This window comes from Pseudonocardia endophytica (genome assembly GCF_004339565.1).
GTDB classification, from domain to species: domain Bacteria; phylum Actinomycetota; class Actinomycetes; order Mycobacteriales; family Pseudonocardiaceae; genus Pseudonocardia; species Pseudonocardia endophytica.
Genome location: NZ_SMFZ01000001.1, coordinates 78,093 through 93,504 on the forward strand (window position 1 = coordinate 78,093; position 15,412 = coordinate 93,504).

Here is a 15,412-nt window from a genome sequence, read left to right on the forward strand (position 1 = left end):
CGGTCCGGCGGCTGCAGCGACACCGGCGGGCTGGAGTTGGGTCAACCCGTGTATCTCTCCGGACCTCGGTCGCGTTACGTGACCCCCGTCGTTCCCCCGAACGGCCACGTACACCATTCGGAGCATAGTTCCTACTCTGGTCGGCGGGGACACTGCGACCGTTGCGCCGTACTCTACGGACCGCTCCGCGGCTCCCTCGACGCGCCCCGAGGCCGTCGGACCCTCGGGTGATCGTGGCCACCGGGGCCGGCGGTACCGTGTGACGCCCCTCGACATCGGCCCGACGCACGGGCCCGGCAAGGATGAGGTGTCCATGCGTCCCGGCGGTTACCAGCCCAGCGTCTCGGTCTGCATCCCCGTGTACAACGGTGAGACGTTCCTCGCCGAGACGGTCCGCAGCGTCCTCGACCAGACGTTCCGGGACTTCGAGCTCGTGATCCTGGAGAACGCCAGCCGGGACCGCAGCGCCGAGATCGCGACGTCGTTCCGGGACCCGCGGATCCGGGTCGAGTTCAACCGGGAGACGCTCTCCCAGCCGGACAACTGGAACCGCGCCGTGCAGCTCTGCCGGGCGCCGCTGGTCAAGCTCCTGTGCGCGGACGACCTGCTGCACCCGCGGTGCCTGGAGCTGCAGGTCCCGCCGATGCGCGACGACCCGGCCATCGCCGTCGTCGCCTCCCGGCGGCACATGATCGACGAACAGAGCCGGGTGATCGTCCCGCGGCGGGGGCTCGGCGGCGGGCTGGTCGGGACGCACAGCGGCAGCGAGGTGGCGCGGCGGGTGATCCGCAACGGCGCCAACCCGATCGGCGAGCCCGGCGCCGTCCTGTTCCGGCTCGAGCAGTTCGTCACGTCCGGCGGCTGGCGGACCGACCGCCGGTTGATCATGGACCTGGACTGCTGGATGCGGCTGCTGCAGTACGGCGACTTCCTCGGCGTGCCGGAGACCCTGGCCGCGTTCCGAATCCAGCGCGGCTCGGTCTCGGCCGAGAACGAGCAGGGGATCTACGACGAGCAGCGCATGCTCACCGAGGAGCTCGCCGGGTCCGGCGCGTTCGAGGTCGGCGGCCTGGACCGGGCGATCGGCAAGGTCGCCGCCCCGCTCGGACGCGCCCGTCGCAAGGCGCTGTTCCGCGTGTCCCAGCTCGCCGCCCGCAAGGACGAGTCGGCCGAGAAGGCCGCCTGACCTGACCTTTTCGACGGGCCGTACCGCCCCGGTCGGGCAGGCTCGACGAATTGCCACCTGCCACCCCTTTGCGGGAGCCATCACACCGCGTTCAATGAGCGGGTCCCCGGACGACGGAGCCGGGCGACCCGTTCGCGTGGGAGGCAGGTGGCGATGGAGACGCATGCGGTCGCCATGCACATGAGCGACGGGCTGGTGAACGGCGGGACGGCCCTGTCGTTCGGGGTCGTCGCGATCGTGGCGCTGGCGGTGGCCCTGTGGCGGGCCAGGGCCGATCTCGACGACCGGACGGCCCCGATGGCGGGCCTGGTGACGGCGTTCGTGTTCGCCGTCCAGATGATCAATTTCCCGATCCTGCCGGGTGCCAGCGGGCACCTGCTGGGCGGGGCCCTCGTCGCGATCCTGGTCGGGCCGTGGGTCGGCATGATCTGCATCTCGATCGTGCTGGTCGTGCAGTGCCTGCTGTTCGCCGACGGCGGTATCACCGCGCTCGGGACGAACATCACGAACATGGCCGTGATCGGCGTGCTGACCGGGTTCCTGGTCGCGACCGCCCTGCGCCGGTTCGCGCAGCGCTCGCGCGCCGGCCTGATCACCACCGCGTTCGTCGCGGCGCTGGTGAACACGGTCGTCGCGTCGCTCGGCTTCGTGCTGGAGTACGCGATCGGCGGTGCGGGCGGTGCGACGCTCGGCACCGTGTTCGTGCTGATGGTCGGCCTGCACGTGCTGATCGGGATCGGTGAGGGCGTGATCACGGCGGCCACCGTCGGTGCCGTCGCGGCGATCCGGCCAGACCTTGTGTACCTGCTGCGCGGCAGCGCGACGCCACTGGAACGCCGGACCGCGACGGCGGGCGGCGCCGACTCGACCGGGAGGGTCCAGTGACCGAGCGAGGAGTCCGCTCCACGCGGAACCGCCGCCCGATCGCGTTCTTCGCCGGGTTCCTGCTGGTGGCACTCGTCATCGCCGGCGCCATCTCCTACTTCGCCTCCGGCGACCCCGACGGGCTGGACTCCGTGACGCTGAACGGCTGCCAGACCGTCGAGGTGGACGGCGAGGAGCAGCTCCGGGGCACCTGCATCGCGCAGAACGAGGGCGACCACGCGCTCGGCTCCGGTCCGTTCGCCGACTACACGGTCGGCGGCGCCGAGGGCACGAACGGCGTCGCGGGCGTCGTCGGCGTGGTGGTGACGGTTCTGCTCGCGGGCGGTCTGTTCTGGGTGCTGCGCCGACGTGGCGGGTCCGGCGGGCCGGAGTAGTGGGCGCGGGACACGCCCATCCGCTCTTCCTCGACCGGGACTCCCCCGTGCACCGGCTCCCGCCCGAGGTCAAGATCGTCACGGCGTTCCTGGTGGTGGTCTGCGTCGTCGCCACGCCGCGGGAGGCGTTCGGCGTGTTCGCCGGCTTCGCCGTGCTGCTGGCCGCCGTGTGGGCGACGGCCCGGATCCGGCCGGGCTGGATCCTGAAGCGGTCGGTGATCGAGGCGCCGTTCGTCGTGCTGGCCGTGCTGCTGCCGTTCACCGGCCCCGATCCGACCGTCGAGGTGCTGGGACGGACCCTGTCCGAGCCCGGACTGCTCGGCGCGTGGAACATCCTGATCAAGGGCACGCTGGGGGTGCTGACGTCGCTGACGCTGGCCGCGACCACCCCGATGCGCGACCTGCTGCTCGGGCTCGAGCGCCTGCGCGCACCGGCGATCGTCACGACGATCGCCACGCTGATGCTGCGCTACGCGGACGTGATCACCGGGGAGGCCCGGCGGATGCGCCTGTCGCGCATCTCCCGCGGGCACGACCCCCGGTTCCTCTGGCAGGCCGCCGCCACCGCCCGCGGCGTCGGGGCGCTGTTCGTCCGCTCCTACGAGCGCGGCGAGCGCGTCCATCTGGCGATGCTGTCCCGCGGCTGGACCGGTGCGATGCCGCCGATGGCCGACGACCCGGCGACGGCCCGGCAGTGGGCCACCGGTCTGTCCGCCGCCGCCGTCGCGCTCCTGCTGGCCGGCACCGGATGGGCCCTGACGTGACCGGCGTTGGCGTCCCGTCCCTGCACGTGCACGACCTCGCCTACGCCTACCCGGACGGACATCAGGCGCTCTACGGCGTGGACCTGCACATCGCGTCCGGCGAGCGGGTCGCACTCCTCGGGCCGAACGGCGCCGGGAAGACGACGCTCGTCCTGCACCTCAACGGGATCCTGACGGGCGGGGAGGGCACCGTCGAGGTCGGCGGGCTCCCGGTCGAGAAGCGGAACCTGCAGGAGATCCGCCGCCGCGTCGGCATCGTGTTCCAGGACCCCGACGACCAGCTGTTCATGCCGACCGTCGCCGAGGACGTCGCGTTCGGGCCTGCGAACTTCGGGCTGCGCGGCCCCGAGCTGCGCGCGCGGGTGCAGGAGGCACTGCACGCCGTCGGGATGGCCGAGCACGGCGACCGGTCGCCGCTGCACCTGTCCGGCGGGCAGCGGCGACGGGTGGCGCTCGCCACCGTGCTCGCCTGCGACCCGGAGATCCTCGTGCTCGACGAGCCGTCGTCGAACCTGGACCCGGTGGCCCGCCGCGAGCTGGCCGAGGTGCTGCTGCGGCTGGACCGCACGATGCTGATGGTCACCCACGACCTGCCGTACGCCCTGCAGCTCTGCCCGCGCAGCGTCGTGCTCGACGGCGGCACCGTCGTCGCGGACGGGCCGACCCGGGAGCTCCTGGCGGACGACGAGCTGCTCGCCCGCCACCGCCTGGAGCTCCCGTTCGGCTTCGTCCTGGCCTGAGCGAGCCCACCCCCCTTTCCGAACGAACGGCACCTTCGAGCAAGGTGATTGCCCGAAGGTGCCGTTCGTTCGGGTAGGGAGGACGGGTCGGGTCGGCGGTCCGTGCGCGGCTGGTGTGGTGTCAGCCGCTCTGGCCGTTGGGGTGCGGGTGCACCCCGGGCGGAGGAGCGGCCTCGATGCCGACCGGCTGCGTCCGTCCCCGGTCCTCGACCGGCTCGGACGGCTCGTTCGCGGCCGGCACCTCCTTCTGGGCCGCGGCCGTGGCCTCGGCGACCTGGCGGGCGATCTCCGGGTCGGTGGACGTGTCGAACCAGTCCTTCACCGACTCGTCGTCCTCCGCGGGCCTGGACGCGGGGCCGTCGTCCGGGCTCGGGGTGTAGCGGAACACCCCGTCCTCCCCCGGTGCGCCGAGCATCCGCGTGAAGCCCTCGAGCGCCTTGCCGAAGTCGCTCGGCACGACCCACATCTTGCTGGCCTCACCCTGCGCCATCTCCGGCAGCGTCTGCAGGTACTCGTAGGCGAGCAGCTCGGGCGTCGGCTTGCCGGCCTTGATCGCGGCGAACTTCTTCTCGATCGCCTTCGCCTCGCCCTGCGCCTCGAGGTACTGGGCGGCACGACGACCCTGCGCCCGCAGGATCTCGGCCTGCCGCTCCGCCTCGGCCGCCAGGATCGCGGCCTGCTTCGAGCCCTCCGCGGTGAGGATCGCGGACTGCTTCTGACCCTCGGCGCTGCGGATGGCCGACTCCCGCTGGCCCTCCGCGTTGAGGATCATCGCCCGCTTCTCGCGGTCGGCCTTCATCTGCCGCTCCATCGACTCCTGGATCGACGGCGGCGGGTCGATGGCCTTGATCTCGACGCGGCCGACCCGGATCCCCCACCGGTTCGTCGCCTCGTCCAGCTCGCCGCGCAGCACCGTGTTGATCCGGTCCCGCGAGGTGAGCGTCTGCTCCAGCGTCATGCCGCCGACGACGTTGCGCAGTGTCGTCGTGGTGATCTGCTCGACGCCCGCGATGTAGTTCGCGATCTCGTAGACGGCCGACTTCGCGTCGTTGACCTTGAAGTACACGACGGTGTCGATGTTGACCGTCAGGTTGTCCTGCGTGATCACCGGCTGCGGCGGGAACGACACGACCTGCTCACGCAGGTCGACCCGTTCCCGGGTGCGGTCCACGAACGGCACCAGGATCGCCGGTCCACCCTCACGCGTGCTGTGGTACCGACCCAGCCGCTCGATGATGTACGCCCATTCCTGGGGCACGATCACGATCGACTTCACGACGACCGTGATCACCAGGATGAGCAGGATCACGACGACGATCAGCGTTCCCGCTTCCATCGGACTCCCCCTCCACCTTCTTCGCGCCGTCACCGGCGCCCGGTACCACGACCCCGGACGGGACCGTGGAGGTCTATTCGCCGCCGGGGAGCTCGTCCCGGCCGGTGACCAGCGCGACGGCGCCGGACACCTCCATCACGGTGGCCGTGGCGCCGGCCTCGATCACCTCGTGCCCGTCGAGCGACCGGGCCGACCACAGCTCGCCGGCGATCCGCACCCGTCCGCTCTCGCCGTCCACGCGTTCGACGACCTCGGCCTCGCGACCGGCCATCGTCCGGTGGTGCGTGTCAAGGGACGGGCTGCTCGCCTCCATCCGCCGACGGATCACCGGGCGCACGGCCAGCAGCAGCGCCACCGACACGACCGCGAAGACGACGGCGCTGCCCAGCCAGCCCAGCCCGAACGCGGCACCGACCGCCGCGGCGAGCGCGCCTCCCCCGAGCATGAGCAGGAACAGCTCACCGGAGATCGTCTCCGCGCCGACCAGCACCACTCCGGCGAGCAGCCAGATCAGCCCTGGTGACATGCCTCCACACTGCCAGAACCGCTGCCGGAGGGGTCCCGGATCGCCGGATCGTTATCCCTCGTGGGCCGCCGTCACGAAATCGATCAACCGCTCGACCGCGCCGATCAACGGCGTCTCCAGGTCGCGGTAGCTCGTCACGGCACCCAGCACCCGTCGTGCACCGTCGGCGGGTTCACCCCATCCGAGCGCGTCGCACACCCCGGTCTTCCAGTCCGTCCCGCGGGGGACCTTCGGCCAGGCGCGGATGCCGACCGCGGACGGCTTCACGGCCTCCCACACGTCGACGTACGGGTGGCCGGTGACCAGCACGTGCTCGCTCGCGACGGCGGCCGCCTGCCGGGTCTCCTTCGAGCCGTCGACGAGGTGGTCGACGAGGATCCCGAGCCGCCTGGCCGGGCTCGGGCCGAACTCGCGCACCGCGGCGGCGAGGTCGTCGACACCGTGCAGCGGTTCGACGACGACGCCCTCGACCCGCAGGTCGTGGCCCCAGACCGTCTCCAGCAGCGCCGCGTCGTGGATGCCCTCCACCCAGATCCGCGCGGCACGTGCGGTGCGCGCCCTCAGGTTCGCGACGTGCACCGAGCCGGACGCGGATCGGGCCGGTCCGGCGGGCTTCGCGGTGCCACTGCCCGCTCCGCCCGCGCCGGGCGGGGAAGGCCGCACGAGCGTCGCCGGGGCCCCCTCGTACAGGAACGCGGCCGGGCGGAGCGGGAACACCCGTCGTCCTCCGTGCCGGTTCTCGAGCGTCACGTCCCGGGCGTCGATCGCGACGACGGCGCCGCAGAATCCGCTCGCCGGATCCTCGACGACGAGCCCGGGCTCCGCGGGGACCTCCGGGATCTCCCGCTTCCGCACGGTCCGGGTGCCGCCGGCGTCGAACGCGCCGCGGTAGTCGTGCGGACGCTCGTTCCGCACGCTGCTCTCGGGAGTACGGGCCATCTCCGGAGTATCGCGGTCGGGGCCCCGCCACCCGGGTGCACGACACGCGGGCGTCGGCCGTTCACACGCCGCGACCGGAAGTCACCGCGGAGGCCGGGCTGTGCCACGGCCGTGTGGTCGTTAGCCTGACGATCGTGCCCCGTGCCTCAGCGACCCTGGCGGTGTGGGCCTCGGCCTGGCTGGCCGGGACCGCCGCACCGGACGACGTGCTGGACGCGCTGGCGCCGTGGTCCGACGCGCACGACGCGCTCGCGGCCGACGACGCCACCGCGTCCGCGACCGGCCTGCCCGGGCCGGGTCGGTCACCGACGTCGCTGGCCATGCTGCTCGCGGCGTTGCGCCGCACCGCCCCGCGCGGCCAGGCCCGTGTCGTGCTGCCCGCGCCGGGCGACGTGCGCGGGCTGCCGGGGCCCGGGTGGTTCAGCCGGGAGGCGACGACGGCCGGTGAAGGTGTCCTGTTCGCCGACGCCGGTATGGGTCTCGTCCCCGGCGCGATCGCCGACGGCGTCGTGCGCTGGACGGTCTACCCGGTCCCGGATCCCGGCCCGGTGCCGGAGTACGTGCCGCTGAACCAGGCCGAGCGGGACCTGCGCGACCAGGTCCGCACGTCGGCGTCGGCGCTCACCGATCTCGGCGTGGCCCGCCACCGGCCGGGCGTGCGCGAGGAGATCGCCGCGTCACTGCGCGCCCGCCCGCAGGCGCTGTGGCCGTCCGGGATGCCGCCGCAGGCGTTGCGCGTGCTGCAGCAGGCCGACGAGGTGGACGCGATCCTCGCCGCCGCGGCGGGCGACGACCCGGGCGGCGCGCTGTCCGCCTCCGCGGCCGACGCCCGCCGGGAAGCGTTGCGCCCCATCGAGACCGCGGTGCGGATAGCCCGACGCGCCGCGGTCGCCGAGGCGGTCCGCGTGCTGGTGTCGTCGGTCCCGCGGACCTGAGGCGTCAGCTCGGCCGCAGACGGTCCACGAGCGCCCGTGCCGCGGGACCCGACCCCGAGCCGGCCCGCCAGACCAGCATCAGCCGGGTGCGCACCTCCGGTCGCAGCGGCACGACGACCGGCTGCCGGTCCAGTGCCTGCACGGCGGGCGCGGTCGGGGCGGGCTCCGGGGCGATCGCGACGCCGACCCCGCGCGCGGCGAGGCGGATCAGCAGCGACATCGCGCCCGCCTCGAACGCGACCCGCGGCGCGACGCCGGCCGCCTCGCAGGCCCGGTCGAACGACGCCCGCAGCCCGTGCCCGACCGGCAGGCAGATCAGTGCCCGGCCGGCCAGCTCGTCGAGCCCGACGGCGGGGTGCCCGGCCAGCGGATCGTCCGCGCCGACGACCGCGACCAGCCGCTCGTCCTGCACGACGACGCCGTCGAGCCCGTCCGGGAGGTCGCCGGACGACCCGAGGACGGCGACGTCCAGGTCGCCTCCGCGCAGTCCGTGCAGGAGCGCGTCGGCGGTGTCCTCGCGCAGGGACACCGTCACGCCGGGATGCTCCACGGCGAAGTCGGCGACCGTGTCGGCCAGCACGGTGTCCGGCAGCGACGACGCCATCCCGACGGCGACGCGTCCGCACAGGAGCCCCCGCAGCGCGGCGACGGCCTCCCGCGTCCCCTCGACGGCCGCCAGCGCGGCACGGGCGTGCGGCAGGACCGCCCGGCCGGCCTCGGTGAGCGTCGCGGCGCGCGGCCCGCGGTCGAACAGCTGCTCGCCGAGCTCCCGTTCGAGCCGGCGCAGCTGCGCGCTGACCCCGGGCTGTGCGACGTGCAGCTCTGCCGCGGCGGCCGTGACCGTGCCGGCCTCCGCGACGGCGACGAGGTAGCGCAGGTGGCGCAGTTCCATAACTGTGGATGCTAGCGCCCAGATGAGACAGCTCTTCGACTTCTGCCACCGGCTCACCCAGGCTGGATCCATGACCACGACACGGCGCACCGGCCTCGCCGACGACCTGACCGACCTGCAGCCCGACGCCGTCGGCGCGACGCCCGCGGCATCCGGCTTCCAGCTGGGCGTCCGGCACCGCCCGGACGTGACCGTCGTGCCGCGGACCACGTCCGAGGTCCGGACCGCTGTCCGGGCCGCATCCGACCGCGGCCTGCCGGTGACCGTGCTGGCGTCCGGCCACGGCACCCGGGACGGCGCCTGCGGCGGGGTGCTGATCGACACGCGGCGACTGGACAGCGTCGCGATCGACCCGGTCGCGCGGACCGCCCGAGTCGGGGCCGGGGTCCGCTGGGGTGCCGTCGTCGAGGCCGCCGAGGCGCACGGCCTGCGCCCGCCGTCGGGCAGCTTCCCCGGAGTCGGCGCGATCGGCTACACGTTCGGCGGCGGCATCGGGCTGGTCGCACGGTCCGACGGCTGGGCCACCGACCACGTCCGCGCGTTCGAGGTCGTCGACGCCTCGGGTTCCGGTTCGGTGACCGCCGACTCCGATCCGGCCGCGTTCGCCCGGTTGCGCGGGTCCGGTCCGGCGCCCGGTGAGGTCGTCACGGCGATGACGATCGGACTGCTGCCCGCCGGCCCGCTGACCGGGGGCGCGCTCGTGCACGACCTCGGTGCGGTCGGTGAGCCCGGCGACCCGGCGGCGCTGCACGCGTTCCACGAGTGGACGCGTGACCTGCCCGACGACGTGACGGCCGGGATGTCGGTCGTGCCCTACCCGGACCGGGACGTCATCCCGCCCGCGCTGCGCGGTCGTCGCGTCGCGCGGATCGCGATCGTCGTGCGCGGGGACGCGGCCGCGGCCGGGCGGCTCGTCGCGCCGCTGCGTTCCGCCGTGCGGCCGCGCCACGACACGGTCGGCCCGCTGCGACCCACCGACGGGCACCGCGTGCACGCCGAGCCCGCCGATCCGCACGCCTACACCGGCGACAACGTGCTCGTGGACGACCTCGCCGCGGACGGCCTGGACGCCGTCGCGACACTCGACGGGCCGATGACCGTGGTCGGGATCCGGCACCTGGGCGGTGCGCTCGCCCGCCCGGCCGACGTTCCGGACACGGTCGACGGCCGGAACGCCGGATACCTGGTCTCCGCGCTGGCCCCTCTCGATCCCGAGCAGGCGATCGACGACCCGGCCGGTGCCGTGGCCGCCGCCGACCCGACGCGGGCGCTGGGACCGTTCGCCTCGCGTCGGACCGGCACGAACCGCGCCTTCGCCTTCGGCCCGCGCCCGTCCTGAGCATTCCCGTCCCGCGACCGCCGAGCGTGGGCGGCGGCGTCGGTCCGCCACCGCTCGCGCCGTCGCCGACGGCCTCCCCGGCGCCCCGCCAACCCCGCCGCTCGGCCGACTGCACCGGCTCGTGGGCTGCCGGCTCGCGGCCTTCCGCCGTGTGGCCGGGCGGCGTATAGGGTCCGCGCATGGTGCACCCGCCGCACGCCGATGCGGCCGTCGACGAGTCGCGACTCGAGGCGTGGGAGCAGCGGACCGACATGCCGCTCACCGTCGTCGCGTCGGTGTTCCTGCTGGTCTACGCCGTACAGGTACTCGCCACCCGCCCGGGCTATACCTTGTGGACGGTGCTGGAGGTCGCGCTCTGGGTGGTCTGGGGCGTGTTCGTCGTCGACTACGTCGTCCGTCTCGCGAAAGCCCGCCGCAGGGTCCGGTTCGTGGTCACGCACCCGATCGACCTGCTCGTCGTGCTGGCACCGTTCTTCCGGTTCCTGCGCCTGCTCCGCCTGCTCGCCGCCGTCACCACGCTCGGCAGGGTCCTGCGCGACGACTTCCGCGGCCGGGTCGGGACGTCGCTGGTCGTGGCCGTGTCGCTGCTGTCGTTCGTGGCCGCGCTCGGCGTGTACGAGGCCGAGCGGGACGCCCCGGACTCATCGATCACGACGTTCGGCGACGCGCTCTGGTGGGTCCTGACCACGATCACGACGGTCCGCTACGGCGACAGATACCCGGTCACCACCGAGGGTCGCCTCGTCGCGGCCGGGCTGATGCTGGCCGGCATCGCCGTACTGGGAACTGTGACGGCCGGGATCGCCAGCTGGTTCCTGGAACGCATCGGAGCCGAGGCGGCCGAGCAGTCCGCTCCCACCACACCGCCGGTCGGCCCGGGCCCTGCCGACTGGGACGCCGTACTCACCGAGCTGCGCGCCCTCCGCCGCCGCGTCGACGAGCTGGAGTGGTCGGCGCCGGAACGCCCCGGCCACCCTGCTCCCCCGCCGCACTGACCGTCCCCCTTTTTCGGCCAGCCCATGATCGGCGAGTGCGGAGCGGAGCGGCCACCGGTGGCCGTCTTCCTCCACTGTGACTGATCACGGTCGACCGTGACGTTCTTGCTGTGCGGATCCGTCACGGCTCGCGAGCGGCGACACCCTGCCGAGTCCGGCACCGGCCGAGCCGGCCCGCATCGGCGAACGCGCGCACAGCCGGAGAACGCACCCGGCCGGTCGCGCGCGTTCTCCGAATCGGTGCGCGTTCTCCGGATCAGCGCGCAAGCGCCGCACGGCCCTCCGGCCCCGAACCGCGACCGACGGGGTCGGAGAGGACCCGGCGCGCTACCGGCGGTACCGGGCTGTGATCAGGCGTCGCCGCCAACATCCCGGGCCGACGCGCGGAGGGCTCTGGCCAGGGCGCGGAGATCGTCCGGGTGGAGGCGCCCGGACGACCGTCCGCCGTCGACGTCCCGGACCTGAGTCGCGACCTCGGCGCGAAGACGTTCGATCTCGCGGGCCCCGATGTCCGCTTCCTCGCGGAGCCGTTCGACCTCGCGTGCGCGATCGTCCGACTCGACGCGGAGCCTTTCGACCTCGCGCCCCCGGTCGTCCGTCTCGGCGCTGAGCCGCTCGACCTCCTGGGTCCGGGCGTCGAGCTCGGTGCGGAGCCGGTCGGTCTCCCGCACAGAGGACTCGTGCTCGATCCGGAGGCGGTCGGCGTCCCTGGCGAGAGCGTCGCGTTCGGCCACGACCTCGTCGACGCGGGCGAGGGCCGAGGCGAGGGATGCATCGGCCGCATCGGCGCGACGGCGGTCCTCGGCCGCGCCGGCGTGAGCCGTTGCCAGGTCGACGCGCAGGGCGTCGGTGTCGGCCCGGGCCCGGCGCAACTCGTCGGTCACCTCGCTCGAGCGGCCCACGGCCGCGGTCCGCTCGGCGTCGGACCGCTGCGCGGCGGCGACGGCGTCGGACCGGTCCCGCTCGGCCTCCGCGGCCCGCTGCGACGCGCGGTCGGCCGCGTCACGGGCGCGTGCGGTCTCGGCGGTCGCCTCCTCCGTGCGGGCCCGCGCGGCGCCGAGCTCCTCGGTGGCGCGCATCGCCTGCTCGGCCGCGGCGCGGGCACGGGCGTCCGCCTCGTCGCGTTCGACGACGGCGGCGCGGGCCTTCTCGACCGCCTCCCGTGCCCGTGCGTCGGCCCGGTCCCGCTCCTCCTCGGCCCGCACGCGTTCCTGCTCGGCCTGCGCGGTCCGGCCGCGCGCCGTCTCCACGGCGTCGACGGCGTCGCGCTGCACCTCGTCGAGTCGGGCACCGGTGGCCTCCAGCGCGTCGACGAGACCCCGCACCGGCTCGGCGACGGCCGTCACGTGCTCGCGCAGCCGGTCCGCGTCCAGCGCGAAGGCGCCCGCACCGGAGTCCAGCCCGAGTGCACCGAGCGCCTCACGCTCGGCGCGGGCCATCTGCGCGCAGGTCTTCCCGCCCGGCCAGCGGGTCTCCTTGCAGAACGCGCGCGGCCTGCCACCGCGCGACCCCGGCGGGGGCAGTTCGGCCCGGCATCGGCTGTATCCGCAGCGCACGGCCCCGTCGTCCACGGGATCGACGCTACCAGTTCGAGGTTACAAAACATCAAACCAGATACACCCGCACTGAACCGTGTTCGGCGAACCAACAGAACCTGCATTTCGTTCGACACAAACATGCCTTGACACGTATATATCGAGTGCGGCATGTTCGTCGCCGTGGACGACGCCGTGTGGACCGCACTGGCCGACCCGCACCGCCGGGCGGTGCTGGAGCGCCTGCGCACCCGACCGCGGTCGGTCGGCGAGCTGGTGACCGAGCTCGGCCAGAGCCAGCCGGCCACGTCGAAGCATCTCCGGGTGCTCCGGTCCGCCGGTCTCGTCCGCGTCCGCGCCGAGGCCCAGCGGCGGATCTACGCGATCGACCCCGGACCGATGGCCGAGCTCGACGCCTGGATCGCGCCGTACCGCCGCCTCTGGAACGACAGCCTCGACGCCCTCGAACGCCACCTCGCCGACAACCCCGACGGTCCCGGACGCACCGGCGAGGACGACCGATGACGCCGCAGCACTACCCCGGCCGCTCCGTCGACGTCGACCGCGGCCCCGCCGATCAGGAGGACCGATGACCCCACACCACGACCTCGGCCGCTACGTCGAGATCGACGGACGCCCCGCCGTCCGTCTCGTCCGCCGCCTCCCCCACCCGCCGGAACGCGTGTGGGCGGCCGTGACCGACCCGTCGGAGATGAGGCACTGGTTCCCGTCGGCCGTCACGATCGACCCGCGCCCCGGCGGGGAGATGACGTTCGCCGACGACCCGAACACGCCCCCGAGCTCCGGCACGGTGCTCGAGTACGACCCGCCGCGGCGCTGCGCGTTCACCTGGGGCGACGACGAGGTCCACATCGACGTCGAGCCCACTGACGGCGGCAGCGTCCTCACCCTGACCAACGTGCTCGACGCCCGGGACGCCGCGTCGCGCAACGCCGCAGGCTGGGTCGTCTGCCTCGACGAGCTGGCCGGGTCCCTGGACGGCACCGGCTCCGGTGGCCCGCACTCCGACGGCGCCGAGCCGTGGCGCCCGCTCTACGACGCGCACGTCGAGGCCGGGCTGCCGTACGGCGCCGCGATCCCGGGCTGAGCCCGTCCTCCACCGGTGATCGACTCGTCGGCAGTGCGAGCGGACAGCGTTGTCCGTCCGCACTGCCGGACAGGTGATCACCCGTCGTGGCCGATGGGGGCCGGGTGTCAGACCGCCGGATCCGTCGTCCTCCAGCGACGTAGTGACGGGTTCAGCACGGCCTGCACGCCGACGACCACGGCGCAGGCCAGCCCGCCGCTGACCGCCGCGAGCGACGGCCCGACGAGCGCCGCGACGAGCCCGGCGCGCGCGTTCCCGATACCGGGACCGCCCGCACCGACCACGGTCTCCAGCGCCGTCACCCGCCCCAGGTACTCCCCGGGCGTCGCGAGCTGCACGAGCCCGCCGCGGGCGATCACCGACACGGTGTCCGCGGCACCGGCGACGGCGAGGCACGCGAGCGTCGCGGCGAAGCCGCCCACGACACCGAACGCGGCCAGCGCGAGACCCCACACGGCGGCGGCGGCGATCATCACCCGCCCGGGCCGGACCGCACGGGCGACCGACCCGGAGGCGAGACCCGCCGCCATCCCGCCGACCCCGACGGCCGAGTACAGGAGCCCGAGCGTGCGCGGGTCGTCGCCGAAGCGCTCCGCATTGACCAGCGGGAACAAGGCCACCGGCATGGACAGCACGACGGCGGCCGCATCCGTCGTCATCGCGCCACCCAGCACCGGACGGCCGACGACGAACCGGCAGCCGTCGACGAGTGCCCGCAGACCGGCGCGCGCCGCAGGCGCGGCCGGGTCCGACGCGGGCAGGCGGGCGACGCCGTAGAGCGAGACCAGCGTGCACACCGCGTCCAGCGCGTACGCCCAGGCCAGGCCGCCGGACGCCAGCACCAGCCCGCCGACGGCCGGCCCGCCGAGCAGCGCGACCTGGAACCCGAGATGGCTCAGCGCCACCCCGGCCGTCACCAGGTCGCGCGGCAGCACCCGGGAGACGAACGTGCGCCGCGCCGCCATGCCGATGGCGATCGCCGCCGTCTGCACCCCGACGAGCAGCAGCACGACGCCGGGAGGCCCTGGCCCGAGTGCGGCCTGCAGGACCAGCAGGCCCGCGGCGGCCGCGGACAGCGAGCTGGAGACCAGCACCAGCCGCTTGCGGTCGACGGCGTCCGCCAGGGTCCCGCCGACCAGCCCGAACACGACCATCGCGACGCCCGCCACCAGCCCGTGCGCGCCCACCCAGAGCGCGCTGCCGGTGGCCTGCCAGATCTGGAACGGCGCCGCGACGATGCCGACCTGGCTGCCGAACAGCGCCGACGACGACCCGAGCCACAGCCGCCGGAACGCCGCCGACGCCCGCAGCGGCCGGACGTCGAGCAGCCGGATCACGGCGACTCCAGGTGCCCGACGATCCGGTCCCGGAACGACTTGCGCCGCAGCGCCTCGGCGATGTCGGACACGACCCGGCCGAGCGGGTACGGCACCTCCGCCTCCAGGTCGGCCATCGAGGCCTCGGTGGCGCGCCACTCCGCCTCGAGGAACGGCACCGTCTCCCGCCCGCGGTCGGTGAGCGACACGGTCCGGGTCCGCGCGTCGGAGCCCGGCGCCGTCGCGACCATCCCCTGACGGCGCAGCGCGGCGACGGTCTGGCTCATCGCCGAGTGCGTCACGTCGATCTCGCGGGCGAGCTCGCGCACCGTCAGTGGCCCGAGGTGGTGCAGGCGGATGAGGACGATGGAGAACCGCGTCCGCACCGTGACGCCGCGCTCGGCGTAGAGCGAGGCGATGTCGTCGTCCATGTGCCGCAACAGATCCATCAACGGCTTGATGTGGCTCTGCCGGGTCGGGTCGTCGGCCGGGATCGTCACAGCGCTAATATAACAGCACTGTCAGAACAGGCCCTTGACCTC

17 protein-coding genes are annotated in these 15,412 nt (G+C 74.1%); 10 read left to right on the forward strand and 7 right to left on the reverse strand.

Translation table 11 applies throughout. The annotated features are described in order from the left end of the window. Positions 1 to 313 precede the first annotated feature (313 nt). The 5 genes from EV378_RS00360 (at position 314) to EV378_RS00380 (ending at position 3,949) form a co-directional block, all read left to right on the forward strand. Positions 314 to 1,186, forward strand: coding sequence for a glycosyltransferase family 2 protein (locus tag EV378_RS00360; protein WP_243653547.1), 873 nt, complete (start codon positions 314 to 316; stop codon positions 1,184 to 1,186). Positions 1,187 to 1,339: 153 nt separating this feature from the next. Continuing rightward, entirely contained in the window at positions 1,340 to 2,071 is a 732-nt protein-coding gene (locus tag EV378_RS00365; protein WP_207908531.1) for an energy-coupling factor ABC transporter permease, read from the forward strand. Next, positions 2,068 to 2,445, forward strand: coding sequence for a PDGLE domain-containing protein (locus tag EV378_RS00370; protein ID WP_132420717.1), 378 nt, complete (start codon positions 2,068 to 2,070; stop codon positions 2,443 to 2,445). Before EV378_RS00365 ends, EV378_RS00370 begins: the two co-directional genes overlap by 4 nt. Next, entirely contained in the window at positions 2,445 to 3,209 is a 765-nt protein-coding gene (cbiQ, locus tag EV378_RS00375) for a cobalt ECF transporter T component CbiQ (protein WP_132420719.1), read from the forward strand. Before EV378_RS00370 ends, cbiQ begins: the two co-directional genes overlap by 1 nt. Continuing rightward, entirely contained in the window at positions 3,194 to 3,949 is a 756-nt protein-coding gene (locus tag EV378_RS00380; RefSeq protein ID WP_132420721.1) for an energy-coupling factor ABC transporter ATP-binding protein, read from the forward strand. The genes cbiQ and EV378_RS00380 overlap by 16 nt, the downstream gene beginning before the upstream one ends. 121 nt (positions 3,950 to 4,070) lie before the next feature. On the opposite strand, the gene EV378_RS00385 is transcribed toward EV378_RS00380, so the two are convergent. The 3 genes from EV378_RS00385 to EV378_RS00395 all read right to left on the reverse strand — a co-directional run bounded on the left by EV378_RS00385 (position 4,071) and on the right by EV378_RS00395 (position 6,750). Further along, the gene (locus tag EV378_RS00385; protein ID WP_132420723.1) at positions 4,071 to 5,285 is read right to left on the reverse strand and encodes an SPFH domain-containing protein; all 1,215 of its coding nucleotides are present in this window, start codon (positions 5,283 to 5,285) and stop codon (positions 4,071 to 4,073) included. 73 nt (positions 5,286 to 5,358) lie between these two features. Beyond that, positions 5,359 to 5,811: an NfeD family protein gene (locus tag EV378_RS00390; RefSeq protein ID WP_132420725.1), complete on the reverse strand. Its 453-nt coding sequence runs from the start codon at positions 5,809 to 5,811 to the stop codon at positions 5,359 to 5,361. A gap of 51 nt (positions 5,812 to 5,862) precedes the next feature. Next, positions 5,863 to 6,750, reverse strand: coding sequence for a DUF3097 domain-containing protein (locus EV378_RS00395; protein ID WP_132420727.1), 888 nt, complete (start codon positions 6,748 to 6,750; stop codon positions 5,863 to 5,865). Positions 6,751 to 6,884: 134 nt separating this feature from the next. Here EV378_RS00395 and EV378_RS00400 point away from each other — a divergent pair, with 134 nt between their 5' ends. After that, a complete protein-coding gene (locus EV378_RS00400; RefSeq protein ID WP_132420729.1) occupies positions 6,885 to 7,685 on the forward strand; it encodes a hypothetical protein in 801 nt (266 codons plus the stop codon). 4 nt (positions 7,686 to 7,689) lie between these two features. Here the strand turns inward: EV378_RS00400 and EV378_RS00405 are convergent, their stop codons facing one another. Further along, positions 7,690 to 8,577: a LysR family transcriptional regulator gene (locus EV378_RS00405; RefSeq protein ID WP_132420731.1), complete on the reverse strand. Its 888-nt coding sequence runs from the start codon at positions 8,575 to 8,577 to the stop codon at positions 7,690 to 7,692. Positions 8,578 to 8,647: 70 nt separating this feature from the next. On the opposite strand from EV378_RS00405, the gene EV378_RS00410 reads away from it, so the two are divergent. After that, entirely contained in the window at positions 8,648 to 9,916 is a 1,269-nt protein-coding gene (locus tag EV378_RS00410; protein ID WP_165922079.1) for an FAD-binding oxidoreductase, read from the forward strand. A gap of 179 nt (positions 9,917 to 10,095) precedes the next feature. Then, on the forward strand, positions 10,096 to 10,911 hold the full coding sequence (locus tag EV378_RS00415) for a potassium channel family protein (RefSeq protein WP_132420735.1): 816 nt from the start codon (positions 10,096 to 10,098) through the stop codon (positions 10,909 to 10,911). Positions 10,912 to 11,261: 350 nt separating this feature from the next. Here EV378_RS00415 and EV378_RS00420 read toward each other — a convergent pair whose 3' ends face one another. Then, a complete protein-coding gene (locus EV378_RS00420; protein WP_165922080.1) occupies positions 11,262 to 12,482 on the reverse strand; it encodes a coiled-coil domain-containing protein in 1,221 nt (406 codons plus the stop codon). Positions 12,483 to 12,617: 135 nt separating this feature from the next. Here EV378_RS00420 and EV378_RS00430 point away from each other — a divergent pair, with 135 nt between their 5' ends. After that, positions 12,618 to 12,971: an ArsR/SmtB family transcription factor gene (locus tag EV378_RS00430; RefSeq protein ID WP_132420741.1), complete on the forward strand. Its 354-nt coding sequence runs from the start codon at positions 12,618 to 12,620 to the stop codon at positions 12,969 to 12,971. Between the two features lie 64 nt (positions 12,972 to 13,035). After that, on the forward strand, positions 13,036 to 13,554 hold the full coding sequence (locus EV378_RS00435) for an SRPBCC family protein (protein WP_132420743.1): 519 nt from the start codon (positions 13,036 to 13,038) through the stop codon (positions 13,552 to 13,554). Between the two features lie 107 nt (positions 13,555 to 13,661). Here the strand turns inward: EV378_RS00435 and EV378_RS00440 are convergent, their stop codons facing one another. Beyond that, a complete protein-coding gene (locus EV378_RS00440; protein ID WP_132420745.1) occupies positions 13,662 to 14,891 on the reverse strand; it encodes an MFS transporter in 1,230 nt (409 codons plus the stop codon). Beyond that, complete coding sequence (locus tag EV378_RS00445; protein ID WP_424511197.1) at positions 14,888 to 15,370, reverse strand: MarR family winged helix-turn-helix transcriptional regulator; 483 nt, start codon at positions 15,368 to 15,370, stop codon at positions 14,888 to 14,890. The genes EV378_RS00440 and EV378_RS00445 overlap by 4 nt, the downstream gene beginning before the upstream one ends. Positions 15,371 to 15,412: the final 42 nt, after the last annotated feature.

Bases quoted from the DNA above. Each gene is read 5' to 3' on its own strand.
- EV378_RS00435 (WP_132420743.1), top strand. From the start codon at position 13,036: ATGACCCCACACCACGACCTCGGCCGCTACGTCGAGATCGACGGACGC.
- EV378_RS00365 (WP_207908531.1), top strand. From the start codon at position 1,340: ATGGAGACGCATGCGGTCGCCATGCACATGAGCGACGGGCTGGTGAAC.
- EV378_RS00360 (WP_243653547.1), top strand. From the start codon at position 314: ATGCGTCCCGGCGGTTACCAGCCCAGCGTCTCGGTCTGCATCCCCGTG.
- EV378_RS00395 (WP_132420727.1), bottom strand. From the start codon at position 6,750: ATGGCCCGTACTCCCGAGAGCAGCGTGCGGAACGAGCGTCCGCACGAC.
- EV378_RS00380 (WP_132420721.1), top strand. From the start codon at position 3,194: ATGGGCCCTGACGTGACCGGCGTTGGCGTCCCGTCCCTGCACGTGCAC.
- EV378_RS00405 (WP_132420731.1), bottom strand. From the start codon at position 8,577: ATGGAACTGCGCCACCTGCGCTACCTCGTCGCCGTCGCGGAGGCCGGC.
- EV378_RS00430 (WP_132420741.1), top strand. From the start codon at position 12,618: ATGTTCGTCGCCGTGGACGACGCCGTGTGGACCGCACTGGCCGACCCG.
- EV378_RS00385 (WP_132420723.1), bottom strand. From the start codon at position 5,285: ATGGAAGCGGGAACGCTGATCGTCGTCGTGATCCTGCTCATCCTGGTG.
- EV378_RS00390 (WP_132420725.1), bottom strand. From the start codon at position 5,811: ATGTCACCAGGGCTGATCTGGCTGCTCGCCGGAGTGGTGCTGGTCGGC.
- EV378_RS00415 (WP_132420735.1), top strand. From the start codon at position 10,096: ATGGTGCACCCGCCGCACGCCGATGCGGCCGTCGACGAGTCGCGACTC.
- EV378_RS00410 (WP_165922079.1), top strand. From the start codon at position 8,648: ATGACCACGACACGGCGCACCGGCCTCGCCGACGACCTGACCGACCTG.